26 protein-coding genes and 1 tRNA gene are annotated in these 25,214 nt (G+C 58.1%); 12 read left to right on the forward strand and 15 right to left on the reverse strand.

Annotated features, from left to right (window positions below):
- Nucleotides 1–293: 293 nt before the first annotated feature.
- The 3 genes from msrQ to ACR0AU_RS17020 form a co-directional block, all read right to left on the reverse strand.
- A complete protein-coding gene (gene msrQ / locus ACR0AU_RS17010; protein WP_170425736.1) occupies nt 294–908 on the reverse strand; it encodes a protein-methionine-sulfoxide reductase heme-binding subunit MsrQ in 615 nt (204 codons plus the stop codon).
- 4 nt (nt 909–912) lie between these two features.
- On the reverse strand, nt 913–1,812 hold the full coding sequence (msrP, locus tag ACR0AU_RS17015) for a protein-methionine-sulfoxide reductase catalytic subunit MsrP (RefSeq protein WP_170733880.1): 900 nt from the start codon (nt 1,810–1,812) through the stop codon (nt 913–915).
- Between the two features lie 130 nt (nt 1,813–1,942).
- On the reverse strand, nt 1,943–2,482 hold the full coding sequence (locus ACR0AU_RS17020; RefSeq protein WP_480795994.1) for a winged helix-turn-helix transcriptional regulator: 540 nt from the start codon (nt 2,480–2,482) through the stop codon (nt 1,943–1,945).
- A gap of 40 nt (nt 2,483–2,522) precedes the next feature.
- Here ACR0AU_RS17020 and ACR0AU_RS17025 point away from each other — a divergent pair, with 40 nt between their 5' ends.
- A complete protein-coding gene (locus ACR0AU_RS17025; protein WP_480593117.1) occupies nt 2,523–2,900 on the forward strand; it encodes a VOC family protein in 378 nt (125 codons plus the stop codon).
- A gap of 72 nt (nt 2,901–2,972) precedes the next feature.
- Here ACR0AU_RS17025 and clpB read toward each other — a convergent pair whose 3' ends face one another.
- Both clpB and ACR0AU_RS17035 read right to left on the reverse strand, forming a co-directional pair.
- The gene (gene clpB, locus ACR0AU_RS17030) at nt 2,973–5,591 is read right to left on the reverse strand and encodes an ATP-dependent chaperone ClpB (protein ID WP_170733878.1); all 2,619 of its coding nucleotides are present in this window, start codon (nt 5,589–5,591) and stop codon (nt 2,973–2,975) included.
- A gap of 127 nt (nt 5,592–5,718) precedes the next feature.
- On the reverse strand, nt 5,719–6,039 hold the full coding sequence (locus ACR0AU_RS17035) for a hypothetical protein (RefSeq protein WP_170636920.1): 321 nt from the start codon (nt 6,037–6,039) through the stop codon (nt 5,719–5,721).
- 141 nt (nt 6,040–6,180) lie between these two features.
- Between ACR0AU_RS17035 and pyrF the strand changes: the two genes are divergently transcribed.
- Nucleotides 6,181–6,885 carry an orotidine-5'-phosphate decarboxylase gene (gene pyrF / locus ACR0AU_RS17040; protein WP_170636919.1) on the forward strand — a complete coding sequence of 235 codons (705 nt, stop codon included), beginning with the start codon at nt 6,181–6,183 and terminating at the stop codon, nt 6,883–6,885.
- Nucleotides 6,886–7,167: 282 nt separating this feature from the next.
- Here pyrF and ACR0AU_RS17045 read toward each other — a convergent pair whose 3' ends face one another.
- Nucleotides 7,168–7,566: an NUDIX domain-containing protein gene (locus ACR0AU_RS17045; protein WP_480737645.1), complete on the reverse strand. Its 399-nt coding sequence runs from the start codon at nt 7,564–7,566 to the stop codon at nt 7,168–7,170.
- Between the two features lie 91 nt (nt 7,567–7,657).
- Between ACR0AU_RS17045 and ACR0AU_RS17050 the strand changes: the two genes are divergently transcribed.
- Nucleotides 7,658–8,911, forward strand: coding sequence for a DNA polymerase IV (locus tag ACR0AU_RS17050; protein ID WP_480795995.1), 1,254 nt, complete (start codon nt 7,658–7,660; stop codon nt 8,909–8,911).
- A gap of 2 nt (nt 8,912–8,913) precedes the next feature.
- On the opposite strand, the gene ACR0AU_RS17055 is transcribed toward ACR0AU_RS17050, so the two are convergent.
- Nucleotides 8,914–9,786 carry an N-formylglutamate amidohydrolase gene (locus tag ACR0AU_RS17055; RefSeq protein WP_170408238.1) on the reverse strand — a complete coding sequence of 291 codons (873 nt, stop codon included), beginning with the start codon at nt 9,784–9,786 and terminating at the stop codon, nt 8,914–8,916.
- Between the two features lie 149 nt (nt 9,787–9,935).
- Between ACR0AU_RS17055 and ACR0AU_RS17060 the strand changes: the two genes are divergently transcribed.
- From ACR0AU_RS17060 to ACR0AU_RS17095, 8 genes are all read left to right on the forward strand, one after another.
- Nucleotides 9,936–10,010, forward strand: a tRNA-Val gene (locus ACR0AU_RS17060).
- Between the two features lie 92 nt (nt 10,011–10,102).
- Entirely contained in the window at nt 10,103–10,228 is a 126-nt protein-coding gene (ykgO, locus tag ACR0AU_RS17065; RefSeq protein ID WP_005648635.1) for a type B 50S ribosomal protein L36, read from the forward strand.
- A 185-nt stretch (nt 10,229–10,413) separates the two neighbouring features.
- Complete coding sequence (locus tag ACR0AU_RS17070; protein ID WP_170398504.1) at nt 10,414–10,800, forward strand: hypothetical protein; 387 nt, start codon at nt 10,414–10,416, stop codon at nt 10,798–10,800.
- Nucleotides 10,790–11,311, forward strand: coding sequence for a hypothetical protein (locus ACR0AU_RS17075; protein ID WP_170733875.1), 522 nt, complete (start codon nt 10,790–10,792; stop codon nt 11,309–11,311). The genes ACR0AU_RS17070 and ACR0AU_RS17075 overlap by 11 nt, the downstream gene beginning before the upstream one ends.
- A 20-nt stretch (nt 11,312–11,331) precedes the next feature.
- Nucleotides 11,332–11,895, forward strand: a complete 564-nt coding sequence (locus ACR0AU_RS17080) for a hypothetical protein (protein ID WP_170398500.1) — start codon at nt 11,332–11,334, stop codon at nt 11,893–11,895.
- A gap of 141 nt (nt 11,896–12,036) precedes the next feature.
- Nucleotides 12,037–13,053, forward strand: a complete 1,017-nt coding sequence (locus tag ACR0AU_RS17085; protein ID WP_170566792.1) for a Fe(3+) ABC transporter substrate-binding protein — start codon at nt 12,037–12,039, stop codon at nt 13,051–13,053.
- 116 nt (nt 13,054–13,169) lie between these two features.
- Entirely contained in the window at nt 13,170–13,724 is a 555-nt protein-coding gene (locus ACR0AU_RS17090; RefSeq protein ID WP_170648435.1) for a helix-turn-helix transcriptional regulator, read from the forward strand.
- On the forward strand, nt 13,721–14,239 hold the full coding sequence (locus ACR0AU_RS17095; protein ID WP_170733872.1) for a GNAT family N-acetyltransferase: 519 nt from the start codon (nt 13,721–13,723) through the stop codon (nt 14,237–14,239). The genes ACR0AU_RS17090 and ACR0AU_RS17095 overlap by 4 nt, the downstream gene beginning before the upstream one ends.
- A gap of 153 nt (nt 14,240–14,392) precedes the next feature.
- Here ACR0AU_RS17095 and ACR0AU_RS17100 read toward each other — a convergent pair whose 3' ends face one another.
- From ACR0AU_RS17100 to ACR0AU_RS17135, 8 genes are all read right to left on the reverse strand, one after another.
- Nucleotides 14,393–15,637: a molybdopterin molybdotransferase MoeA gene (locus ACR0AU_RS17100; protein ID WP_170733871.1), complete on the reverse strand. Its 1,245-nt coding sequence runs from the start codon at nt 15,635–15,637 to the stop codon at nt 14,393–14,395.
- Nucleotides 15,630–16,115, reverse strand: coding sequence for a plastocyanin/azurin family copper-binding protein (locus tag ACR0AU_RS17105; RefSeq protein ID WP_170625469.1), 486 nt, complete (start codon nt 16,113–16,115; stop codon nt 15,630–15,632). Before ACR0AU_RS17105 ends, ACR0AU_RS17100 begins: the two co-directional genes overlap by 8 nt.
- Nucleotides 16,116–16,129: 14 nt before the next feature.
- The gene (locus ACR0AU_RS17110; RefSeq protein ID WP_480795996.1) at nt 16,130–18,334 is read right to left on the reverse strand and encodes a HEAT repeat domain-containing protein; all 2,205 of its coding nucleotides are present in this window, start codon (nt 18,332–18,334) and stop codon (nt 16,130–16,132) included.
- Nucleotides 18,335–18,478: 144 nt separating this feature from the next.
- Nucleotides 18,479–21,160, reverse strand: a complete 2,682-nt coding sequence (locus tag ACR0AU_RS17115) for an arsenate reductase (azurin) large subunit (protein ID WP_170733869.1) — start codon at nt 21,158–21,160, stop codon at nt 18,479–18,481.
- Between the two features lie 13 nt (nt 21,161–21,173).
- A complete protein-coding gene (locus ACR0AU_RS17120; protein ID WP_170733868.1) occupies nt 21,174–21,743 on the reverse strand; it encodes an arsenate reductase (azurin) small subunit in 570 nt (189 codons plus the stop codon).
- A 5-nt stretch (nt 21,744–21,748) separates the two neighbouring features.
- Nucleotides 21,749–22,933 (reverse strand): cytochrome-c peroxidase, encoded by a 1,185-nt coding sequence (locus tag ACR0AU_RS17125; protein WP_480439567.1) that lies wholly within the window; start codon nt 22,931–22,933, stop codon nt 21,749–21,751.
- An 11-nt stretch (nt 22,934–22,944) separates the two neighbouring features.
- Nucleotides 22,945–24,051, reverse strand: a complete 1,107-nt coding sequence (locus ACR0AU_RS17130) for a cytochrome-c peroxidase (protein WP_480795997.1) — start codon at nt 24,049–24,051, stop codon at nt 22,945–22,947.
- Between the two features lie 159 nt (nt 24,052–24,210).
- A complete protein-coding gene (locus ACR0AU_RS17135; RefSeq protein ID WP_480795998.1) occupies nt 24,211–24,465 on the reverse strand; it encodes a BolA family protein in 255 nt (84 codons plus the stop codon).
- 107 nt (nt 24,466–24,572) lie between these two features.
- Here ACR0AU_RS17135 and ACR0AU_RS17140 point away from each other — a divergent pair, with 107 nt between their 5' ends.
- Nucleotides 24,573–25,196 carry a DnaJ domain-containing protein gene (locus tag ACR0AU_RS17140; protein WP_170398478.1) on the forward strand — a complete coding sequence of 208 codons (624 nt, stop codon included), beginning with the start codon at nt 24,573–24,575 and terminating at the stop codon, nt 25,194–25,196.
- The last annotated feature ends 18 nt before the right edge of the window (nt 25,197–25,214 follow it).

Here is a 25,214-nt window from a genome sequence, read left to right on the forward strand (position 1 = left end):
CCCAATCAAAAACCTCAGATGCCCCCAGTCTCTCCCGAGCGTCTCCGCAGCTTCCACCGCGTCCCAGCACCTCAGCAGCGCCGGTGAAGGGCGTTCTAAGTATATCGCCCAGAAGCCGCAAGTGGAAAAATCAAAAAAACACAAAAAAACGCAAAAACAGTATTTTATCTTACTAAAACAAATGGTTACGAAGAGTATCCAGCCATTCAACCCGGAAGTCGCGGACACAGACCATCGCAAATCAGCGCCATGGATATGTTATTCACACTGTTACCCACAGACTCGCCTGCGAGTCAGGCTGAATCGGCTTGCCTAAACCGGATCAGGAATGATGTGACCGGCAGGCGCATGACCAGAAGGCCCAGAATAATAGCCAGGTAGACCAATGGCTCGATCTGAAACCCCTTCGCCAGCATCACATAATGAAGCGCGCCCAGAATTGCTGCTGGATAGACCAGACGATGCAATTTGCGCCAACGAGGCCCCAAACGGCGAACCGCCCAGTTGTTAGACGTGATTGCAAGCGGCAGTAACAATACAAAAGCAGCCATGCCCACCGTGATATAGGGCCGCTTGATAATGTCCGCCCAGATTTGGCTGGGAATCTGAACATCCAGAACCAGCCAGATCAACAGGTGCAATGCGACATAGGAAAATGTCAGTACACCTATCGCGCGGCGGAACTTCATCAGATTTAGGCCAGCGAAGCGACGCAAGGGCGAAATCGCGAGACCCAAAATCAGAAGCTGCAGCGCCAGTTCGCCAAACTCATGCTCGAGCGCCTCGATCGGCTCGACCCCGAGACCACCGGTCATGCCCTGATAAAACAACCAGGGCGCAGGCAGCGCGCCCAGCAGATAAACGGCCCAATTGGGAAGCCGCCGCAAGAGGTCGTTGAGCCGCCGCATCATCTCAGTAGTTCTTCGCCAGATCCATGCCTTCGTAAAGGCTGGCGACCTCATTTTCATATCCGTTGAACATCAGCGTCGGGATTCGCTTGGCAAACAGACCTCCGCCGATTTGACGTTCCGAAGCCTGCGACCAGCGGGGGTGATCCACATTGGGGTTCACATTGCTGTAGAACCCATATTCCCTAGGACCTGCCATGTTCCAACTTGTCGGAGGCTGGGTATCCGTCAAGGTAATCCGCACGATCGATTTGATCGATTTGAAGCCGTATTTCCACGGTACCACCAATCGCAAAGGCGCGCCGTTCTGGTTCGGGATGTCCCTGCCATAGATCCCAGTAGCCATAATGGTCAGCGGATGCATCGCCTCATCCAAACGCAGCCCTTCGCGATACGGCCAGTCGAGCACCGGATATGCGACACCCGGCATCTCATCGGGACGATAGGCGGTCTCAAACGCCACGTATTTCGCGCCGTCTTGAACGCCAGCCATGCCGAGTAGATCTGCCAGTTCAAACCCGTTCCAAGGTATCACCATTGACCAGGCCTCGACACAGCGGAACCGATAGATTCGCTCCTCGACCGTCATTTCAGACATGATGTCTTTGAAATCATAGTCACCGGGGCGTTCGACCAGACCGTCGATGGTGACACTCCAGGGCTCGGTCACCAGCGTGTGTGCATATTTCGCCGGATCATCCTTGCGAGTCCCGAACTCATAATAATTGTTGTAGGAAGTAATCTCTTCCCATGTATTCGGTTCAAGCGCCTCGGCCGCCGCTGGCCGCGCCAGACTCGCCAGCCCGACACCCGCCAAACCTGCCATGACCTGTCGCCGGTTCAGAAACGCCGCCCTTGGGGTGACGTCCGCATGCGTCAGTTTGTTGGTCCAGCGATGCGCCATTTGGTTCTCCGTTATCCATTAACCTCGAAACTGAGGTAAGGTCTGATAGCACAGAGCCAAGGAAACAGGCGTCACGATTGAGCGAACAGATTGTAACGAAAATTAGGTGGCTTGGGCGCGAGGATAACGGTCACCCGATGTTCAAGCCGACAACACGGTTTATTTCGCACCCAAGATTGACCGCCTGATAGGTCGGAAAGGGCAGCCGGGCCGAAGTTTCAATATCGCGCCGCACCCAGTCCTGCTCCTCTAATTGCTTGAGCGAGGACGACAATGCGCGATCCGTGATCACCCGAAGATCCGACCTGAGCCCGGAAAAGCGCCGAGGTTGGCGGGTCAGCGCCAGAATAGGAACCGTCCAGCTGCGGCGCAGTAGCTTCAATTCAGTATCATCCGGCACCAAGGCCATGATTTCTGCCGCTACTGTCGCCGCCTGAACCCCAGCTTTGGTCAAACGGAACTCAGGTCTTAAAGGGTGGCCGTGGCCCGGGTTCCGTTCAAGCAAACCAAGGCTGACCAGATGTTCAAGACTTGCCACAAATGCCGTCCGGCTTGCCCCGGTCGCGGCGAGCAATGGGGCCTGCCTGCCCGGAACCCCCTGGTGCAGCTGCGCAAGGATGTTCAGCGACCAGGCCCGGGAGGTAAGCTTGACAAGTAATTTTATGTCCATAAAATATATTTACTTTATTTTAGGACAAAAGGAAAGTTCCATGGCCCTCGTTTCCTTAGAAAACACCATCACTCTTGCCATTTCGGTCAAAGATCGCCACGCCAGCGCGCGCTGGTATAATGACAAGCTCGGGTTTGAGTTGATCCATCATATTGATGAGGCGGGTTGGAGCGAGATGCTCACCAAAACCGAAGGCGTCACCCTTGGTTTGGGCGAGCAGGCAGAACCAGCGCCCGGAAACACCGTTCCGGTCTTTGGTGTTGCTGATATCGCAAGCGCACGCGATGCTTTGGAAGGGGCCGGAGTTCGGTTTGACGGCGAAACCGAGACGATCGAGGGGATGGTCAGCACTGCCACATTTTACGACCCGGACGGCAACGCAATGATGCTGGCGCAGGATCTGACCGGGCAGGCCTGAACGCTCTTAGTCGCAATACAAGCCACCAATAAAAGACCCGCCTGGATGGCGGGTCTCTTCATTACCTGAGATTTAATGCACGACTGCATCATCCGGGCGCGGACGCTCGGACGTTCCCAGCCGGTCGCCGATGATCAAACCATCGGTTCCGGCGGTCACCGGAACGGTCTCACCATCCTTTATCTCACCGGCCAGCAGTGCTTCGGCCAACGGGTTCTGCAGGGCGCGTTGGATCACGCGTTTCAATGGGCGGGCACCGAAGACCGGATCATAGCCTTCGTTTGCCAGCCATTCCTTCGCGCCATCATCCAGTGCCAGCTCGATCTTGCGGGCGGCCAGACGTTTCTGCAGACGTGCCATCTGGATATCGACAATGCCATCCATATCGGCCCGCTTGAGCCGGTCAAAGATGATGGTCTCATCCAAACGGTTCAGGAATTCAGGCCGGAAATGAGCCCGGACCGCGTCCATGACATCCCGCCGCGCTTGCGCACTGTCAGCCCCTTCGGGCAACTGGCTGAGTGCCTGAGACCCAAGGTTCGACGTCAGGATGATCAGCGTCTGCTTGAAGTCGACGGTACGACCCTGACCATCGGTCAGGACGCCATCGTCCAGGACCTGCAGCAGCACGTTGAACACATCCGGGTGTGCCTTTTCGACCTCGTCAAACAGCACGACCTGATAGGGTCTGCGCCGCACGGCTTCGGTCAGCACACCACCTTCGTCATAGCCGACATAGCCCGGAGGGGCACCGATCAGACGGGCGACCGCATGTTTCTCCATGAACTCGGACATGTCGATGCGCACCATCGCGTTGTCGTCGTCGAACAGGAAGTTCGCCACGGCCTTGGTCAGCTCGGTCTTGCCCACGCCGGTCGGGCCGAGGAACAGGAACGAGCCCAATGGGCGGTTCTCGTCATTCAGACCGGCACGCGCACGGCGCACGGCGTTGGCAACGGCAGTGACCGCCGCATCCTGACCGATCACGCGGGAATGCAGATCGTCTTCCATCCGCAGCAGTTTCTCGCGCTCGCCTTCCAGCATTTTCGAGGTCGGGATACCGGTCCAGCGTTCGACCACCGACGCAATCTGTTCTGGGCGCACCGTTTCCTCGGCCATCATGGCGTTGCTTTCGGCGTTTTCGGCCTCGGTCAGCTTTTTCTCAAGCTCGGGGATGACGCCATAGGACAGCTCACCCGCTTTGGCGAGGTTGCCTTCGCGCTTGGCGATCTCCAGATCAGCGCGCGCCTTGTCGAGCTGTTCTTTCAGATCGCGCGCTCCGGCAAGCTTGTCACGTTCGGCCTGCCACTGGGCGGTCATCTCGGCGGATTTCTCCTGCAGATCAGCAAGGTCCTTTTGCAAGGTTTCTAGACGATCTTTTGATGCCGCATCATCCTCAAGCTTCAGCGCCTCTTCCTCGATCTGCATCTGCAGGATCTGACGATCCAGTTGATCGAGTTCCTCGGGCTTGGAATCCACCTCCATCCGCAAACGCGAAGCCGCTTCATCGACAAGGTCGATGGCTTTGTCAGGCAGGAAGCGGTCGGTGATGTAGCGATGCGACAGGGTCGCCGCCGACACGAGCGCCGAGTCCGAGATGCGCACACCGTGGTGCAGCTCGTACTTTTCCTTGATACCGCGCAGGATGCTGATCGTGTCCTCAACTGTCGGCTCAGTGACCATCACCGGCTGGAACCGGCGGGCGAGGGCTGCGTCTTTCTCGACGTATTTGCGGTACTCATCCAGCGTCGTCGCGCCGATACAATGCAACTCACCCCGGGCAAGCGCAGGCTTGATCAGGTTGGCGGCATCCATCGCACCGTCGGATTTACCTGCACCTACCAGCGTGTGCATCTCGTCGATGAACAGTATGATCTCACCGGCGGCTTCGGTCACTTCGGTCAGAACAGCCTTCAGTCGTTCTTCGAACTCACCGCGATATTTAGCACCGGCGATCAGCGCACCCATGTCGAGCGCGAGAAGCTTCTTGTCCTTCAATGATTCCGGCACATCACCATTGACGATGCGCAGGGCCATGCCCTCGGCAATCGCGGTCTTACCGACGCCGGGTTCACCAATCAGTACCGGATTGTTCTTGGTGCGGCGCGACAGAACCTGCATCGAACGGCGGATTTCCTCATCCCGCCCGATGATCGGGTCGATCTTGCCTTCGGCTGCAGCCTCGGTCAGGTCGCGCGCATATTTTTTAAGCGCGTCGTAGCCTTCTTCCGCCGATGCGGTGTCAGCAGTGCGGCCCTTGCGGATATCGTTGATCGCTTCGTTCAGTTTCTGGGCCGATACAGCACCGGCCTCCAAAGCCTCTTTGGCTTTGGATTTCACCATACACAGCGCCATCAGAACGCGTTCGACCGGCACAAAGCTGTCGCCCGCCTTGGTGGCGAGCTTCTCTGCCTCGTCCAAAACCTTGGCGGTCTGGCCGTCCATATAGATCTGGCTCGCGTCGCCGCTGACCTTCGGGATTTTGCCCATGGCCGCGTCCAACGCCTCAACCACGCGGTTCGGTGCGCCGCCAGCGCGTGTGATCAGGTTGCTGGCCAGCCCCTGATCATCGTCCATCAGTGCTTTCAAGATATGTGTGGGCTCCAGCCTTTGGTGCCCCTCGCGCAGCGCAATGGTCTGCGCGGCTTGCACGAAACCCCGTGCCCGCTCAGTGAACTTGTTCAAGTCCATAGCATTCTCCTTTTCTTAAGCGCCCCGTATTGATGCGCCCGCTTGGCGGCACGCGTCGGTCTGGGCCTCACATTCAATTTGGGAAATGTCTTTTCCCATTCAAGGGGCTAGAGCATATAAATCGGCGTCATCCGCGCGGAATAGAATAGACGGAATAACCGCCAGTTTCTCCCATCAATTCAGCGTTATACATTTCGACCAAAGATTGCTCGGCACTGCTGCCTGTGGGGCATGAAACCAGATCTGCTGTATGATCGAGGAAGTTGCCGGTATAGGCTGTTTCCCCGGTCAATTGACACCAGTCGTCTTCCGATCGGTACCCACGCACTAACAGAAGATTGTCATTGGTTGGAGCCGGCGCGACACCGGTTTCGGGCGGATCGCTTTGAGGCGCGTCTTCGCATGCGGCCAACATCAGTGCCACGCCAAGTACTATTACCTTTTTCATCATTTCTATCCCTGTTCTGAACGTCGGTACTTTAGCACATTGCGCAAAATAGTGAGTGATCTGCGTCACCTCGGGCTTCACACATGGACAGATCGCCCTGAACCCGTTAGGACGCAAACGTTTGCCAAAAAGGAGCGCCCCATGTCCGATGACCGCCTTATCGTAGCCCTCGACGTCCCAAACGCCCTGCAGGGTCTAGCCATGGCCGAGCGGCTGGGCGACTCGGTTTCGTTCTATAAGATCGGGCTGGGTATGTTGACTGGCGGCGGTCTGGCGTTGGCCAACGAGTTGAAACAGGATCACGGAAAGCGCATTTTCTTGGACATGAAGCTGTTCGATATCGGCAACACTGTAGAAAATGCAGTGCGTGGGTTGGCTCAGTTCGATCTGGACTTCTTGACGGTGCATGGTGATCCGCATGTCGTACGCGCCGCAAAGGAGGGCGCTGCAGGCAAGGACATGAAAATTCTGGCGGTAACCGTCCTAACATCACTGAACAGGGACGATCTGGATGCAAGCCTTCTGAAAGCGGGTGACGTGCAGGACCTCGTTGTAGAACGCGCGGCCAAGGCTTTCGAGGCCGGAGCTGATGGCGTAATCGCCAGCCCTCAGGAAGCCGCGCTAATCCGCGCCCTGCCCCAATCCGAAAGTCGTTTGATTGTAACCCCTGGGGTACGCCCTGCTGGTGCAGCTTTGGGCGACCAAAAGCGGGTCGCAACCCCGGCCAGTGCAATCGGCGATGGGGCCGATCATATCGTCGTGGGCCGCCCGATTTATCAGGCGGATGACCCCAAAGCCGCCGCACAAGCAGTTTTGAGCGAGTTAAATTCATTGACTCACCATTAGGCGAAAAGCCAAAAATTGCGGAAGGAACGGTGCTCAAGCAATTGACGTTAGGTCAATTTTTTGCGCCGCCGCGCCAAATCGTCCCTGTGCCCGAAAACACACATGAAAAACATGAGTTTTATGGCGTTCGGCTTGTGGCTATCGAAAAACGCCATTTTCGGCGATTCTACACACAAGACACTCCCCAACGGGCCATCTCTTCCTGAGGCTCGTTACCTCCCCCCGCAGGCGCGGGGGGTTTTCTTTCGAAGTCCCGTTCAAAGCTGCGCCGTTAAGTCCCGTTCAAAGCTGCGCCGTTTCCGACAAATAATCCCGAAGGCGATCTGCAAAATTTGGAATGGCCAACGGATTCGACAGATAATCCCGCGGACAAATCAGCCTCCACCCCTGCCCTTCGTCTCCAAAACGGATCAGGCCAACATCTTCCGGCGGGCGCAGGGCGACGTAGAACCAGCTTTGACCATATTGCCGTGACCAGACAAGATCGGTTGCGCACAGGCGCAGTCCAACCTCTTCATCTGTTTCACGCAACGCGCATTCGATCGGTGTTTCGCCTGGCTCTTTCCCGCCGCCTGGAAAATCGAGATGCCCTGGAAACGGAATATCTGATCGATCATCTCTTAGAATGACCAGCAGCTTGTGCCCCAGAAACAACGCTATTTTTGCCCGGGCGAAGTCCATCGGTCCTCTTTTTATCCTAATCCATTCGCGATACCTTTTAACCTATCGAATGTCTTGACCAATCCGCCGCTGGCCGGAAAGAAACTACATCATGCCCGCCATCTGTCGCGACTGCCTGAAGGAAACTAAGCAAGGGCCGCGCTGCCCAACTTGCAGCAGCCCGAGGGTCAAATCGCACCCAGAGCTGTTTGACCTGACGATCGCGCATATGGATTGCGATGCTTTTTATGCTTCGGTCGAAAAGCGCGACAATCCCGAACTTGTCGACAAGCCTGTGATCATTGGCGGCGGCAAGCGCGGGGTGGTTTCGACTGCCTGTTACGTGGCCCGCGTTCGCGGGGTACGTTCAGCCATGCCAATGTTCAAGGCGCTTCAACTATGCCCCGAAGCGGTGGTGATCAAACCGCGTATGTCGGTCTATGCCAGCGTCTCGCGCGAGATACGCACCATGATGGACGAGTTGACACCTGATGTTGAACCGCTGTCGTTGGATGAGGCGTTCATGGACCTATCCGGCACCGAGCGGCTGCATGGTGCACCGCCAGCGGTCATGCTTGCGCGTCTGGTCAAGAGGATGAAAGATGAGCTGGGCCTGACGGGATCGATTGGCTTGAGCCATAACAAGTTTCTGGCCAAGGTGGCCTCGGATCTCGACAAGCCTCGGGGTTTTTCAGTGATCGGCCAGGCCGAGACGGCTGATTTCCTGCATGACCGGCCGGTGCGATTAATCTGGGGAATTGGTCCGGCGGCGCAGGAATCTCTGGATCGCGCAGGGATTCGCACATTTTCTGATCTTCTGCGCTGGGATCAGGAGGCGCTGACAGCGCGGTTCGGATCAATGGGCTACCGTCTGTGGCATCTGGCGCGAGGGCAGGACAAACGGCGCGTATCGGCCCATGAGCCGATGAAGTCGATCAGTAATGAGACCACTTTTTTCGAGGATACCGCCAGTCTTGAAATTCTGGACGGGCATCTGTGGCGTATGTCTGAAAAGGTAGCCGACCGGGCCAAAGCCAAGGGATTGGCTGGGCGAGTGGTGACGCTGAAGCTGAAACAGGCCAACCACAAGATCATCACCCGGCGGATATCGCTACGCGATGCGACTCAGATAGCGGATCGGATTTATCGCACCGCTCGTGGGCTATTTGATCAGGTTGGCGATCAGGGTCCCTATCGCCTTTTGGGATGCGGCCTGTCTGACCTGTGCTCAGAGGATCAGGCCGATATCTCGGGCGACCTTCTGGATCCCGGTGCAGAACGCCGATCACAGGCCGAACGTGCGACGGACGAAATCCGGCGCCGTTTCGGCAGTGATGCAATCGTAAAAGGTCGTGCGCTGCGCTAGGTCTATTCGGCGGCAAGTGACATTGGATCGGACCCGATACTGGTGATCTGCGCGGTGACCTGCCGCAACACATCACGCAACGCCTCAAAGTTGCCGTTCGGCTGGATCGTTTCCTCGTTCATATAAAGTGACCGATCGATCTCGATTTGAACCGCATGCTGATGGCGGGCAGGTCGACCATAGGTCTGGGTGACGTAGGCCCCAGCAAAAGGCGTGTTGCGCGCCACATTCAGACCCGCGTCGGAAAAAGCGGCCTCGATCTGATCAACGATCACACCGGAAGCGGCCGCACCGAACCGATCGCCCAAAACGATTTCCGGTCGGGCCCGGCGCGAGCCGCCGGCCAGCGCCACCGCCTCGTGCGGCATCGAGTGGCAATCGATCAGAATGGCCTGCCCAAACATCTGATGCGATTCCGCCAGCAGAGATTTCAGACGAGTATGGTATGGACGCCAATAGGTATCGATCCGCAGGCGCGCCTCATCCATAGTCAGCTTGCCGCTGTAGATCGCCCTGCCGTTGGCGACCACGCGGGGAATCACCCCGAGGCCCGAAGTAACCCGCGGATTATGTCCGTGACGACGCGCACCCTGTATCAATGCGGGATCCAATTCATCAGAATTACGATTCAGGTCCAGATAGGCGCGCGGCATGGCCGCGGCGAGCAGCGGTGCACCGAATTCAGCGACTGAGGAAAAAAGCTGATCGACATACGCATCCTCAGAGGACCGAATCATATTGCGGTTCAAAACAGACCGCTTCAACAAAGACTCGGGATAGGTCCGACCGCTATGGGGCGAGGCAAATACCACGCAGGACGTACGCGTTGCGGGCATATCCAGAATATAGGCTGCATTGGTGGCGGCGTCGGGCATGGGCTCTCCGTTGTTCGCACTCAACATAGACCGTAAAATAGTTCTGCCAAACCCCTTGATCCCCCCAACGACTCCTTTTATAGACCCCGCTACCGGCGCGGGGTTCCGCGCCCCATTTCGTTATGGGGCAGGTCACGCAACGGTTTCATGGGCGGTTAGCTCAGCGGTAGAGCACTTCGTTGACATCGAAGGGGTCACAAGTTCGATCCTTGTACCGCCCACCATGAATTCATTGCTCTGGTCTTTCCGGGGCACCCGATTAACCCAGGCGCTGGCCACGTCTTTGATGAAGGCGCCGCAGATTGGAGACAGACCCATGAAGGTCAAGAACTCGCTCCGCTCGCTCAAGAACCGGCATCGTGATTGCCGGGTTGTGCGTCGCAAAGGCCGCGTCTACGTGATCAACAAGACGCAGCGCAAGTTCAAAGCTCGCCAGGGCTAAGGGCTGCACGAACCTAATTAGAAAAACCGCGCTTTCGAGCGCGGTTTTTTTATGCCCTGCTTCTAGCGCCCTTTCGTGTCGGCGGAAGTGCCGGAAATCGCTCCGAAAGTCCGGTTCTGAGATTTAGTATTGTTATGAGACGGTCTCGTGCTACGCTTTCCCTGTTTTTATGACGGGAGGTCGGGTTGGCCAACGATGATCTGGATACGCTATTAGGAACAACCCTGACCGAGATGGTGGCCGATATAGGCCGAAGCGTGGCCCAGGCCGCCGAACAACTTAGCCTGGATCAGTTGAACGCGCTGAAGAACTATCCTCAGGAACTGCGCGAGATGGGCATTCCGCCAGTCTTTTACCACATGCAGGATGTCGATGTAGAATTGAAGGTCGTCATGGAGATGACCAGCACCACAGAAGAAGGCAAACGCGGGATCATTGGCGCGTTTCTGTGTGGGCCAAAACTGACGCAAACAGATACGCTCGATGCGAGCAGCGCGTCGACCATGCGGATGCGGTTCGCGCCGGGACCGGTGGATGAAGGTGGTTCCGGTGGAGGGGTCGATGGCGACTAAAAAGGACAAGACCCCCAAAAAACATCCTATAGATGTGCGCATCACCGAACTGCCCGAGGCGTTCACCACACTGCTTCAGTCATTGGAAAACCGCCTGACCGCGCTGGAGGCGCGCGAGGTCGTGTTGCTGGAGACTATCCAAGACCTGCAAGACCAGATCGACGATCTGGAAGAAGGAGGCAGTGGCATGCTGATGGGCTCGGGTTCTCCGGTGGTGAACCCAATGGCCGGAGGCCAGAGCGGAATGGAGGTTGAAGACAAAGATACGCAGATCGTGGATGCGCAGGTTTTTTCGCAGGCCCTGGGCGAACAGATCCTTGCAGGATCCGACGGCAGCGACGATTTCACCATCGACAATGTCCAGGTCGAAGCCTTTGTTGGGCTTGGTCGGGATGGCAATAAAGCCCAGTTCGCTACAAACGCGAAGAAACAGGCGGTCAGCCAGAACGCAGCGAAGGTCTCGTTCTCGGTCAAAAGACGGTCCGCAACGAAGATTATTGATAGAGACTGAATTCACAAAGGAGATTGGAAATGAGTATCGGGCAGGAACTGCTAAACGTCCCTTTCGCGGAAATGGTTCAGAAACTGGCGATTTCCGTGGCAGAGTCGCAAACTGAATTGGATAGACATTCGACTGATATCGCCAAATACATGGCGGATCAGAAGATCCAGCTTCCCGATCTATCCAACCCCGATGGTCCCCCAAAGGAATTCAGCCTCGTGTCGATGGGTTTCCTGCCCGCGTTCTATGCGGTGCAAGAGGCCGAGATCGAGGTAAAGATGGCGATCTCGATGACCAAACAGACCGAGAAATCAGGCAGCGCATCGGTCAAAGGTGGCTGGGGCCCCGTGGCGGCGCAGGTCAACGCAAGTTATTCCTCGCGCTATGCCTATAATCAGGAAGGCGCAAGTAGGCTGTCAATCAAGCTGGCCCCAGCTGATCCGCCGGTCATGCTGCAGAAATACATGGAAGCGGTAACACAGGCGATGCTGACCAAAGAACCGGTGCTCAGCGACGATCCGGACCCCGAGCCGGCACCGTCACCCGTCCCACCGCAACCCGAAAGAAAACAAAGTAGGCGGCGTCAATCCTGAAGGGGCCGTCCGGCAAGGTAAGTTCAGCGACGCTTTGACCAACTAATTTTGTCGGATTTCCTTGCATCCCACCGAGAATCGTTTAATTGACCAAATCAGTCGGGTTAATCCCCGTCACGATTTTCAATGTTGGGACAAATGATGCTGAAATCCTCTACCTGCTTTGCCGCCACCCTGACGGCCCTGATCGCCACCTCTGCCGCAGCCGAGGGCGAGCTGAACCTGTATTCCTCGCGCCACTACGACACCGACGAACGCCTGTATTCCGACTTCGAAGAGGCCACCGGCATCACCATCAACCGCATCGAAGGCAAGGCCGACGAACTGATCGCGCGGATGGAAGCCGAAGGCGCAAACTCGCCCGCTGATATCTTGCTGACGGTCGACACTTCGCGTCTGGCGCGCGCCAAAAACGCAGGCATCCTGCAACCAGTCGAAAGTACGGTATTGGAGGAGCGTATCCCTTCGAACCTACAGGACGAAGACAATCAGTGGTACGGCTTTTCGCAGCGCGCGCGGATCATCTTCTTTGACAAAGCTGATGTCGCTAACCCGCCTGCAACTTATCTGGATCTGGCAAAGCCTGAGTATCAGGGGCTGGTTTGCATTCGCTCGTCCAGCAATACCTATAATCAGACGCTTTTGGCATCGATCATCACCAATCACGGTGTGGAAGAAGCCAGGAAATGGGCCGAAGGTATCGTTGCCAATATGGCACGCAAACCTCAGGGCGGTGACACCGACCAACTGCGCGGCATCGTATCGGGTGAGTGCGAGATTGCAGTTTCGAACTCATACTATTTCGCCCGCGCCATACGCAAAGACGTCAAAGACCTGAGCGCGGATATCGAGATGATCGGCGTGCAGTTCCCGGCACAGGACGCCGAAGGCGCGCATATGAACCTTTCGGGTGCGGGCGTCGCAGCTAACGCGCCGAACAAAGAGAACGCGATTAAGTTCCTAGAGTATCTCGCAAGCGATCAGGCACAGGTCTACTTCTCGAACGGAAACGATGAATTCCCCGCTGTCGAAGGCGTTGCGCTGGCTGAGAACGTGGCCGCTTTGGGGGAATTCAAAGCGGATAAGGTGAACCTATCAGAAGTCGCCAAAAACATCCCCGAGGCACAGAAGATCTTTAACGAAGTTGGTTGGAAGTAATCCAGTCCGATACCCGAGCAGCAAAAGGGCGCAGATTTCTGCGCCCTTTTTCTATTGTGTTTGAAGTAAAGCAAGGCAATAATCCCATATTCGTAACTGATTCCCATATGTGAGCCATGCTCGATACACTATCAAACCGCCTCGCTAAGCGTCTGAACGAGCTGCGCCAGGGTCATGGCTGGTCGCTTGAGCAGCTGGCAGACCAAAGTGGGATCAGCCGGGCGACTCTGTCGCGAATGGAAAACGGTGATGTCAGCCCTACCGCTGAAACGCTTGGCCGTTTATGCGCAGCATACGGCCTGCCCATGTCACGCCTGCTGATGATGGTCGAAGACAGTTTCGATCCCAAAGTACCTTTCGAGAAACAGCCTGAATGGCATGACCCCGAAAGCGGGTTTACCCGCCGTTCGGTTTCACCACCGGCGACTGGCCTCAGTGGGGAAGTAATGGAAGGTCATTTGCCCCCAGGTACTGTCATCACCTACGATACTCCGCCCAAGCCGGGACAGGAGCACCACCTGATCCTACTTGATGGAGGGCTAACGTTGACAGTGGACGGGATTGCCCATGCGCTCAGCGGCGGCGACTGCCTTCGCTATCACCTGTCGGGGCCAACGGAGTTCGAAACCGGGCCCAAACGCGGTGCGCGCTATCTGTTGGTGCTGATATGATTACGCGATTGCCACAGGAATATTTCGACGAAGCGCTTGAGGATCTGACCGATATCCTGCACCGCTGTGTCCATACCGGTGCCAGTATCGGGTTCATCCTGCCTTTTTCGCGGGACGATGCCCGCGCCTATTGGCGGGACCGGGTGCAGCCCGAACTCCGCGCGGAGACACTCGATCTGTTTGTCGCATATGGTGACGGACGCATTCTGGGCACGGTGCAACTGATCCCCGCCGCAATGCCAAACCAGCCACATCGCGCGGATGTGGCAAAGCTGCTGGTTCATCCGCAGGCTCGCCGTCGCGGTTTGGGTCGGTCGCTGATGGAGGCATTGCATGAGCGTGCTCGGGAATCGAAACGCACGATGCTGGTGCTGGACACCCGTAGCAGCGATCCTTCACGCTTGCTGTATCAGTCGATGGGTTTTCAGATTGCCGGAGAGATCCCGAACTATTGCCGAAACCCGTTTGAGGATCGGCTGGAGCCGACCACTTACATGTTCAAGGACGTCACCTAGCTGCCCGTCGCGCGCGCATTCGCGACAGAGCATTCGGCGATCCCCAAAGGTCCCGACATAGGTCTGCACCAAAGGCCTACAGCCGCGCGCCATCGACAGCAAAGGGCGCTCGTTGACCAAAGAATTTGATACCTCAAGCGCATCGGGATCCATCTAGAATCGAAGGAACTCCAGAGCTTCTCCGGCTGGCAGCTTCTCAGTTTCTGCCGGAATAATTACCAGACCATCGGCCTGTGCAAGAAGGGCAACGCGCCCGCTGTAAGACTCGGCCATCAGGCGCAATCGCGGTGCGCCATTCGGTGTACATCCGTCGATGCTTACCGGGCGGTACTCACGCCGCCCCGCGCGGCGTTGAAGAGGTTCTGCCAAAACCGCCTGCTCGGGGGTGCGTTTGTTCCGATGCAGACCGGCACGGCGTTCCATCATCCGCGCACCAATGATCTGCCACGTCACAAAGGCCGAAACCGGATTTCCCGGCAGGCCCACATAAAGCGCATCACCCCGACAACCGAACATGATCGGCTTGCCGGGTTTCATCGCCACTTTCATCACCTCGGTTTCGCCACCGATTTCACTGAACAGGCGCGGCATGTGGTCTTCGTCCCCGACCGAAACACCGCCCGTGGTGATGATCAGGTCCGAGCTATTACAGGCATCCCTCAAGACCTGCTTCAGCAGCACCGGATCATCTTCGACCGGGCCTCGGTCGGCTAGTTCGATCCAGGGTTTATCCAGCAAAGCCAACAGCATGTAGCGGTTCGAGTTGTAGATCTGTCCGGGGCCAAGCGCTTCACCCGGCTGGCGAAGCTCGCTACCGGTCGAGAAGATCGTGACCTTGAGCTTGCGATAAACCTTCACCTCGCCATAACCAGCCGAGGCCAACGCGGCGGCCTCACGCGCATTAATTTCACACCCGCGCCGCAGGATCGGGGCACCAGCTTTCAAATCCTCGCCCGCGCGACGGATATGCTGACCGGATTTTGGACGGCGGTTGAACCGGATGCGATCGGACTGAAACTCACAGTCTTCCTGCATTAATACCGCATCGAACTCGGACGGCACCGGCGCTCCTGTGAATATACGCAAGGCACTGCCATCCGGCGCATCGTGTGCGCCGCTATCGCCGGCGGCTATGCGACCGCCAACTAGCAGTTCGAACACAGGCCCCTCGCCCAGATCGGCGCTGCGAACGGCATAGCCGTCCATAGCCGAGTTATCGAAGGCGGGCATGTCTACCTTGCTGTCGCAATTCTCGGCCAGTATCCGGCCAATAGCCTGCACCAGCGGTAGTGTTTCGGTATCCGTGATGGGGTTGGTCACGGACAAACCGCGCCTTAGGGCGTCATCTACGGTCAGGTACATATGCGCATGGTGGTCGCAGGCACATCCATCAGCCATTTTGGGCCTCCATATACGCAAAGAGCTCTTCGAAACCGACCCGCTCGGCCTCTCCAAGTTTAGGTAGGTAGGCCTTGGCTTCTTCGAGATTCGAGCTTGGATCACCAACTACCAGCAGCATGACCATTCCATGACGCCCATGAACGCGGCAGCGGATGCCGTAGACTCCCTCTTTCTCGAAAGTCAGATCCAGTTCGGGTTTGCCCCGGATCTCGAAGACGCGCGCGCCCACGGGTATCATTCGAGGAATGGCAGTGACCGTGTGCCGCCCGGTCGAGCCTTTGAAACGCACAGTCTTCCCAGCGGGAACCTGCAGGAATTTGGGTTCGAACCGAAATGCATGCGCCGGAGTGTCGGCGTTCAGGTCGATGACCTGATGAACTACGGCAACCTCGGGGATCTCCTCGGCCAGTGCGACAGTACCAAAGGCCATTGCCCCCGTTAGAATCGCCGCGCCTAGTTTCAGCGAAATCGCCATCTATCCCTCCGGTTTCAGACCGCCCGGTGGGGGTCTCCCAACAGGTCGGCCAAAGCGCTGATCAACACCGGCCACTGGGCGCGGCGGTTCTCGTCGCGCAATCCGGCCAACAATTCGCGCCCAATGGACACCAAGGCAGGGGTGCTGTCATTGACATAGGTCACGATCCGTTGCTCAGGATTGGCCAGAAGGAAGGGTACGATGGCCGCACCTGCCTGATCCGGGGCCGTTTCAGACAAAAGCCGCATCGCCGCCTGCCGTACCGGGGCCGAGACATCGTCCAGCAAGCTGCGCGCCACATCGGCCGTCCCGTCCCAGCGGGTCAGAATCTGCATGGCGTCGATACGAAAGGCAGTATCTCCGGTTTTCAGCATTGCCCGCAATTTGCCCCGCAGCGCATCCTGCGGTGGCAGGTCAGCCCGTTGCAGCAGGTTCAGCGCCTGCAGGGACAGATTGGCATCGGTATGCGAAAGCCCCTGTGTGATCAGCTCGATCAAATGCGACTGGTTCAGTTCGGACCCGTTGCGCGCGACCGACAAGCCCAGTGCCGCCAGCGCCTGCGCAGCGATCTCGGTCTCGGGGTCCTGCGCGATCTGCGCCAGCATGATCTGCATACCTGTGACGTCGCCCAGCAGGCGGATGGCCGAAATGCGGGTCTCACGCTCCAAGGCTTCGGCATTGTCATCCAACGCCACGCGGCGGCGTTTGGGATGGCGGGTGGCCTTGACCAACAATGCCTGCTCGCGTGGCGTCAGGGGGCGCAGGTCATCATCCTCGGCCTCTTTCTTCATCTCTGCCGCGATAGCGTCATGGCCAAGGATCGCGCCGAGGCTGGAGGTAGGGCCGTTTTCACCACCGTCGGATACATCCAGCCCTGCCTCTTCCAGCGCGGCGATGTCGGTTTGCAGGGCCTCTTCCTCGTGCGCGTCTTCGACCACGCTCATCGGGGCGAGCGCGAAGGACAGCAGCAATTCGCGGCCCTGCTGCTGGTTCACATGCGGGCGGTCGGTGTCAGTAACAATCATCGCCAGCGAGGCCACGGCCTTCAGCCGCACCGACCGAAAAGGCGAGCGGCAGGCGCGCTGCAACCACTCTGCCGCCTCGAGCAAGGGCGAGGTCGCCAGCGCGTCTACGATCGCCCATTGCAGACGCTCGGCCTTGAGGTCATCGGTATCGACCGAAAACAGCGCGTTCAGCCGATCTGCCACCAGTTGCGGGGCCAACGCCGCCAGCAGGCCCAGCGCCTGCGCCGAGACCTCGGGCTGTTGTCCGGTTGCGAGGAAATCCAGCACCTGCCAGCGCAGGTCGTCTTGATCAACGATAGGCTGGCTGCGGTCCAGCCGGTCGATCAGCGCCAGTAGCACCTTGGCGCCGGGGTCGCGCATCATGCGGTCCAGCAGTTCGGGTTCGGAAAGGCCGGACTGGTTCAGCGCTGCGATGCGGATATCCTCGACCGCATCTGTCAGGGCGTGTTCGACAAGCACCGGGTCGTTCGGCATCAGCGCCTCATATGCGATCAGACGCACGGCCCCGTCCTTGTCGTTGGTGGCTTTGCGCAAGATGGCTTCGGCCTCGGGTCCTCCGATGGTGGCCAGTGTGCGCAGAGCGCGGTGACGCAGACGGCGGTTCGAGGATTGGGCGAACACACCCAAGGTCGGCACGGACGGCGTACCGATCTGGCCCAGCGCTTCGCAGGCCACATCCCCCAGTTCCTGCCCGTCTTCGTCCATCAGGGCCATGACAATGGGTTCAATCGCAGCCGCATCGCCCATGCGACCCAACGCTTTGATCGCCGCGATCTGAGTATCCAGCCAGTCGTCCCATTCATCCTGATGCAGCTCGTCCTCGTCCCACGTGATATCCTCGCCGCGTCCAGTGACGAGGGTGCGCAGGTACGGCATGGCCTCCTTGGCGTTCAGCTGTGCTAAGGCGGTGACGCAGGCCAGTTTCACCTCACCGCAGGGATCGTGGATCAAGTTTTCCAGCAGTTGCGGCGCGGCCTCCGTTACGCCCAGCGCGCCCAGCGCTTGGGCTGCGTCTTGACGGACGTCTTCGTCATCATCCAGCAGCGCCTCGACCAAGGCCGGGCTGTTGGCCGCCCCAATGGCGGCCAGAGCCTGAATGGCGCGCAGGCGGATCACGTCATAATCGGATTTTGCATAGTCGGAGAACAGGCTGGTGGCCTCGTCACGCAGGGCGGTATCGGAATGCATGTTCATATCAGGTCTGCCAGGTTTTGCGTTGGGACGGGTTGGGTGAATGTGGAAGACAGGTTTCCCAACCGAAGCCTGCCTTCCAGGTGGTCCCTTCTGCAGTGGGACCGGACCCGAGGGGCGGCATGGCGTCCGCCCCCCGGAAAAGCGTCAGGCGATATCGCGCGGCGCGAAGGACATCGTGCGGAACGAGGTCTTGTAGGGGCTCGGCCCCAGCTTGCGGACCTTGGCAACGCCCATCTTGTAGTTGTAGTTGCCGCTGATCCAGTCGACGATCCGGCCCTCAAGCGCGTTGGCGGGCTGCTGCATGTGCAGGAAGTCCATGTAAACGACGCTTTTCTTTATGGCGGGCGTGACCATTGCCACGGCTGTGATCGCCGCTTTGGTCAGTTCGATGTGCCCGTTCTCCATCAGTTTCGAGAACTGGAAGTCATCGCCTTCCACACCAAGCAGCGTGGTCTTGTTGCCCGGAACGCGTTCCGAATAGACCATCACATAGTCGCCGCTTTCGATGCCACGCTCGGCCGCATCGTCGGGGTGAATCTCGACCCAGTTCTCCGGCCAGCGTTGCACGATATACGGGCGGCGGCGGTCGTCGAAACCGGACTGCCAGCGTTCATTGATCCGACCGGATGTGGCCCACAACTCGCCTTCGTCCTTGTTGGGTTTCAGCCATTCCCAATAATCCGAGAACAGGCCCCACGGCGATTTCTGGATGTTGCACTTGCCGGTCTGGCTGTTGAAGTGCGTCAGCTTCTTGTTGAATACATCCGCACCAGCCGCACCGGTATCAGGCAGCGTGCGGGTTGTGTCATGCAGACGCTTGGTTTCAATCAGCGTGACACCGTCGGCATCCAGCATGACCGGGCATTGCACACCATCGGTGCCGAATTCTCGGACCTTCTGGTGCAGACCCTTGCCCTCTTTCTTTGCCAGACGGTGGACCGCGTGGAAGTCCTTGCGCGACCCACGCGTAAAGCGCACGGCCTCTTCGGCGACCTCGTTCGAGTTCTGCCAGTCGAACCCGTCAAAGCCCATCCGCTGTGCCAGTTGCGCAATGATCCACCAGTCGGGCTTGGCCGCACCGGGCGCATCATAGAACTTCTGGTACAGGCGCAGGCGGCGTTCGCCGTTGGCGCGCAGAAAGTCCTCTTCGCCCCAGGTCGCTGCAGGGAACACGATGTCGGCATAGCGGTTGCCGATCGGATCCTGCAGATAGATGTCCTGGTTGATGACCACCATACCGCCGCTGTCGGCGCGGGCCTTCAGCGTGTCGATCATTTCTTGCTTGTCGAAAGACGCAATCTGATGCGGGTTGCGGACGGTCAGTTCCTCGAACTTGTCAGCTAACTGTTGCGAACCACACATCGCCTGAATCCATGTGGTGCCGATCACATGGGCCATACGGGTATGACCTGCAATCAGATACCGGTCCGTATCCATGGCGCGGCGACGGCGACCCGGCAGTTTCTCGGGCGACTTGTTGCGCGGGTATTTCCCGCCCTTCACGCCGCCCCGCTGGTGACCACCGGCCCGGCCAATCACCTGACCCGGACGACCGCCACAGCCACAGATGATGCCCAGCGCGGATATCGCCTGTGTGTTGCCGGTGTTGTTCGACCAGTAGAACCCTTTCTCGATCATGACCGAGGTCTTGGGCCGGGTGCCATCCGCCTTGGGTTTGGCCAGCCATTCAGCAGCCGTATAGATCTTCTGCACGTCGATCTCGGCCATAGCGGCGGCGGTCTCAGGCGCGAATTCGTCCTGCGACAGCAGCCATTCTTTCCAATCCTCGAAGCCTTTGGTCTGGAACTTGCCCCACGTAGTGCGCCACTGCCATGGCGTGTTCCGGGTGCCCTGACCGAAGCCCGACGAGCTTTCCCACTTGTTGTTGACCCATTTCTTGATCCAGTCGCTGTCTTCCCAGCCATTTTCCACGATGACGCGGGCGATGGCGTTGACGACCAGCAGGTCGGTACCGGGCAGAACGTCGATATGCAGGCCACCCATCTTTTCAGCATGGGCCACACCGGCAGACCGGCGCGGGATCAAATAGATCTCTTTCTGACCGTTCTGCATCCCCTTCATCATCCACTGAGTATAGAGGATGGTCTTGGTCTCATAGGGGTCGGTACCGCAGACGAGCAGCGTTTCCGCATCCCGCCAGTCCTCATACGACGGGCCGAAATTGTCGAAACCCGCATCCCGGAAACCGGGGGTCGAGGTCACGTCGGACGGCGTGTCGTGGAAGGTGAAATTTGCGGTGTTGATATGGCGCAGCGCGTATTTCGAGATCGCATACGTGTTCTCGATATACTGATAGCTGAAGGTTTTTACGCCATAGGCATTGGTACCGTGCTTGGCGATCACGTGGTTGCCCACCTCAGCCGCAACATCCAGCGCCAGATCCCACGGAACCGGCATCAAGGTGCCATAGATCCGCATCAGCGGCGTCTTAAGGCGGTCGCGTGTTGGCGTCTGAGGGTTATAGCATTTCTGCGCGATACATCCGCCCCGCAAGGAACTGTCGCCGTCGGTGTTGACGTATTGCGTGTCCTTGTCAGGGATGATCACCACGTGGTGCGGCTGACCTTTGTGCAGTACGATATTGTGCTGGTTCGGCGCGACCCAGGCACCCAACGGTGCAACGGGGAAATCCTCGCCAAAGGCGTTCTCGTCCGCAGTTGGGCCACCGGGTTTGGCCGTCACGGGCCAGCGGTAGACTTTGTAACCACAAGCCACGATGCAGTAGTCGCAGGCGGTCGAGATGACCTCGGCCCCTTTGGGCGGCAGCGGGACGTTGGTTTCGGGTACGTAATACGGGGTTGCCATGATTCCGCTTCCCTTATGCAATGAGGTTGTCGTAACGGCCGTAGATCAGGCCGAACATGCCAACGGCGTAGATATCGTCACCATCCAGTTCCAAAAGGACCTGTGGCAACGATTGGTAGGCCTGCCCCGAGACGAGGATGCCGTGCCGTGTCACGTCATAGGTGGACAGGTGCAACGGGCACGGGCCCAGCACCTTATGTTCAGGCTTGTAGCTGTCATACATCGACCCGCCCTGATGGGTGCAGGTGAGGTTGAAGGCCACAACATCCTTTTGCGGACCAATGCCGCCGCCGCTTTCCACGCCGGTTTTCACAAGGATCGAGTCCGAATAGTCGCCCTCGTCCGGGTAGTAGAACTCGACCGGCACATCCTGTTCCAACTCGGAAAGTTTGCCGATCAGCTTGCGCGGATAGGTCGATACCAAAGCGGGCACCTGTTCCGCCTGGCCATGGCGGGTGGGCATGGTCACCATCACGGCAAAGGTGGTGGCACCCGAGGCGAACAGGAACTGGCGGCGGTTCACTGTGCAGGCCTTTTTGGCGTCGCCCGAACAGCTGCATCCGGTTGCGTTATGATCTTTCATGACGCTTACTCCTCTGCTGCCGCGGGAAGCGGCTGGTAATCCGGCAGATCAGGTTCTTCGACCAGAATCTCGTCACCGGACAGGGATTTCAGGAAGGCCACCAGATCCGCTTTTTCCTGATCATTCAGGCCAAGGGGTTGGATCAGCGGAGATTTATTGGCCGAGAACTCATTCTCGCCGCCGCCCTGGTTGTAGAACTCGACCACATCCTCAAGCGTCTCCAACATGCCGTTGTGCATGTAGGGTTCGGTATAGAGGGTATAGCGCAGGCTTGGCGTGCGGAACTTCCCCTTGTCGGCCTTTTCCTTGGTACGGAAATAGAAGCCGGGGTCGTCCTTGGTGTGGCGGTACATCTCTTCGGTCGAGCCTTTGGCATAAAGCTCATACCGGAAGGTGACTTGCGCCAGACCATCGTCCTGCCAACCGTCATAGGCGGGCACACCGGTGTTGTAGTATTTTTCATCCGACAGCAACGCACCGTTATGGCATTCGGAACACTGCGCCTTGCCGGTGAACAATTCCAGCCCGCGTTTCTGCTCGTCGGTCAGCGCCGCGTCATCCCCACGCAGATAATTGTCGAAGGGCGTGTCGGTCTGAACTATGGTCCGTTCAAACGCGGCGATGGCCCGCCATGCATTGCTGATACGCGGCCACTGATCGCCGAAGACATCGTTGAAGCGTTCGACATATTCGGGGACGAAGGCCAGGCGCGCCTCCATCATGTCGGCCTCACCGTTGCCGGCGACCGCACCGCCTGCGGCGGATTTGGCCTGGTTCTCAAGGCTTTTCGAGGAACCTGCCCAGAACAGCTTGCCGTAATAGGCCGAGTTCACGATGGTCTGGCTGTTGCGCCAGTGGGTCGTGCCCGGATAGCCGAACGAGATCGGTGCCTCGACGTCCCAGCCGACATCTGGCATGTGACAGGCCGAACAGGGCGTCGACGGATTCCCGCCAAGACGGGCATCAAAGAACAGCATCTTGCCCAGTTCGATCTTGGCGTCGGTTTGCGGGTTGTCCAGCGGGATCGGCGGCTCGCCCAGCGCCACCAGCGGCGAGTCTACATCGGGGTCTGCGCCACCGATGCCGGCCTCAATCTCCATGCTGGTTTCCGCAATCGCCTGTGCACCTAGGACGGCAAACAGGGCAGCGGTGGCGATTGTGCCTGAAAGGTAAGACTTTAGGTCTTTCATGGGTCCACTCCTCAGTTTGTCGCGTCTTGCCAGTTTTCGATCGGCGCATAATCCGTATCGATGTCCTCGGCGACGAAGTCCGGGCCGGTCAGCGGCTCACCAGACAGCGCCTTAAGGAAGGCCACCAGCTGTGCTTGTTCGGTCTCGCTGAGGCCAAGCGGCTTGATGCGCGGATCCTTGTTTTCATCTTCGCCACCACCGGCGTTGTAGAAGGCCACCACATCCTCGAGCGTCGCAATCGAGCCGTTATGCATAAATGGCGCGGTATAGATCAGCTCACGCAGCGTGGGGGTCATAAACGTGCCGAAGGTATCGGCGGTGTGAGTGCGGATATACGCACCGGGGTCGGCGCGCAGGTTCATGTAATTCTTGACGCCGAGGAACTTCATCATGGTCACAAAGGTGATGTGACGTTCCGGGGTCGCCCAGATATCGGGGTTGTCGCCCACGCCGATATTGTGCGGCAGATCATCCGTGAACCGCTCGCCCGAGTGGCAGGAATTGCAGCCGCTGGCATTGAACAGCTCATAGCCCGCCTTGGCGTCTTCCGACATCTCGCCGGAATCGAACGGCGCGCCGCGCGAAATTAACGTTTTCAGATATTCCGGGATGGCGTTACGGACCCCGCCGTTCGACGGCTCGCCAAATCCGGCGGCTTCGAACATCTCGACATAAACCGGATCTTGCTTGATGCGTTCCTGCATCAAACGCATATCCATGTTCATCGAGTATGTCTCGGTGATGCTTTCGCGGGTCGCGTCGTTGAGGTTGGTGCCAATGCGCCCGTCATGGAACCACGCGGCGCGCTTGGCGCTGTTAATCAGCGTCGGCACGTTGCGGAAATGCAGGCTGCCGGCATAGGCATCCGATAGGGCCTGCCCGTCGGTAAAGCCGTTTTCCGGCTGGTGGCAGCTGGCGCAGGACAGTTCGGTGTCGCCAGACAGGCGCGGGTCAAAAAACAAACGTTTGCCAAGTGCCGCCTTGGCTTGGTCGAACTCAATGGCTTCTACCGGGCCCGGCTGTTCCGCCTGGGCATGGTGAACCGGGAACGCAACACCCACCGACAGCAATGAAACTGTCGACAGTGCCGAGAACCACGTTCTGGCTTTGGTCATCATTTAAAAAGCCCTCATTATCCGCAAATCTGATCGCTCCGGTTAACCGGAGATCGACGAGGCGAATATTAGAGGGTCATGTATCGCGATGCCTTGATCGAGATTAAATCCGCAGAGAATTGGCGACGTAATCGTCGCTTATCTGAACCAAGGCCGCGACTGTCAGACGTCGATATCCAGAGCAAGCGCATGGATACGGGGGACTATATCCCCCAATGCCGTATGTACTGCGCGATGGCGGGCAACGCGGGATTGCCCCTCGAAAGCCGCCGAACGAATAAGGACGTTGAAATGACTCTCACCGCCCTCCTGATATCCAGCGTGACCACGATGGCTCTCGCTGTCGTCAACCACCTCCAGCTCACGCGGGTTAAATGCTGCCTGCAATCGTTCACGGATTTCGTCGGTCAAGCTCATTTTTATGCTCAACGGCAAATAAATTGCCGTCCCCCTCTTCTACTTTCGGCTGCTTAGATTAAACTGCTGCCTCCGAGTCGAAAAGATGCCTTCGTGAGGTTGTGCAGATGGTAAAGTCAGATCCCTTCGGATTCGATATGTCCGTGTCGAGCGCTAAGAAAAAGAAGCCGCGCGGCCGTCGGGGTATGTCAGGTGCGTCCGAAACTTCGGTGCGAATCTGTGATCATGAGGGCTGTGAAGAACCCGGTAAGTTTCGCGCGCCCAAAGCTCCGGACGTGCTGGATGATTTTTTCTGGTTCTGCCAGCAACATGTGCGCGAATATAACCAGAAGTGGAATTTCTTCGACGGCACCACCGAGGCCGAACTGAACGCGCAGCGTTCGAAGGACAAAGTGTGGGAGCGTGAGACCAAACCGATGGGCGATCCCGAGGCCCGTGCCTGGGCACGTCTGGGGATCGAGGACCCGCATCAGGTTCTAGGCGAAAACGCCACCAAAAATCCCGGCCGCGCCAATTCCGGCGGTCGACGCCTGCCGCCGACCGAGCGCCGCGCGATAGAGATCCTCGAAGCGCAAGATAGCTGGTCGAAGGCAGAGATTCGCAAAGCCTACAAGAAGCTGATCAAGGTGCTGCACCCGGATATGAACGGTGGTGACCGATCTCAGGAAGAGCAGTTGCAAGAGGTCGTCTGGGCCTGGGATCAGATCAAGGACAGCCGCAGCTTCAAGTAGTATCCAACGGATACGGGT

It is taken from the genome of Ruegeria sp. CG1, from assembly GCF_056537265.1.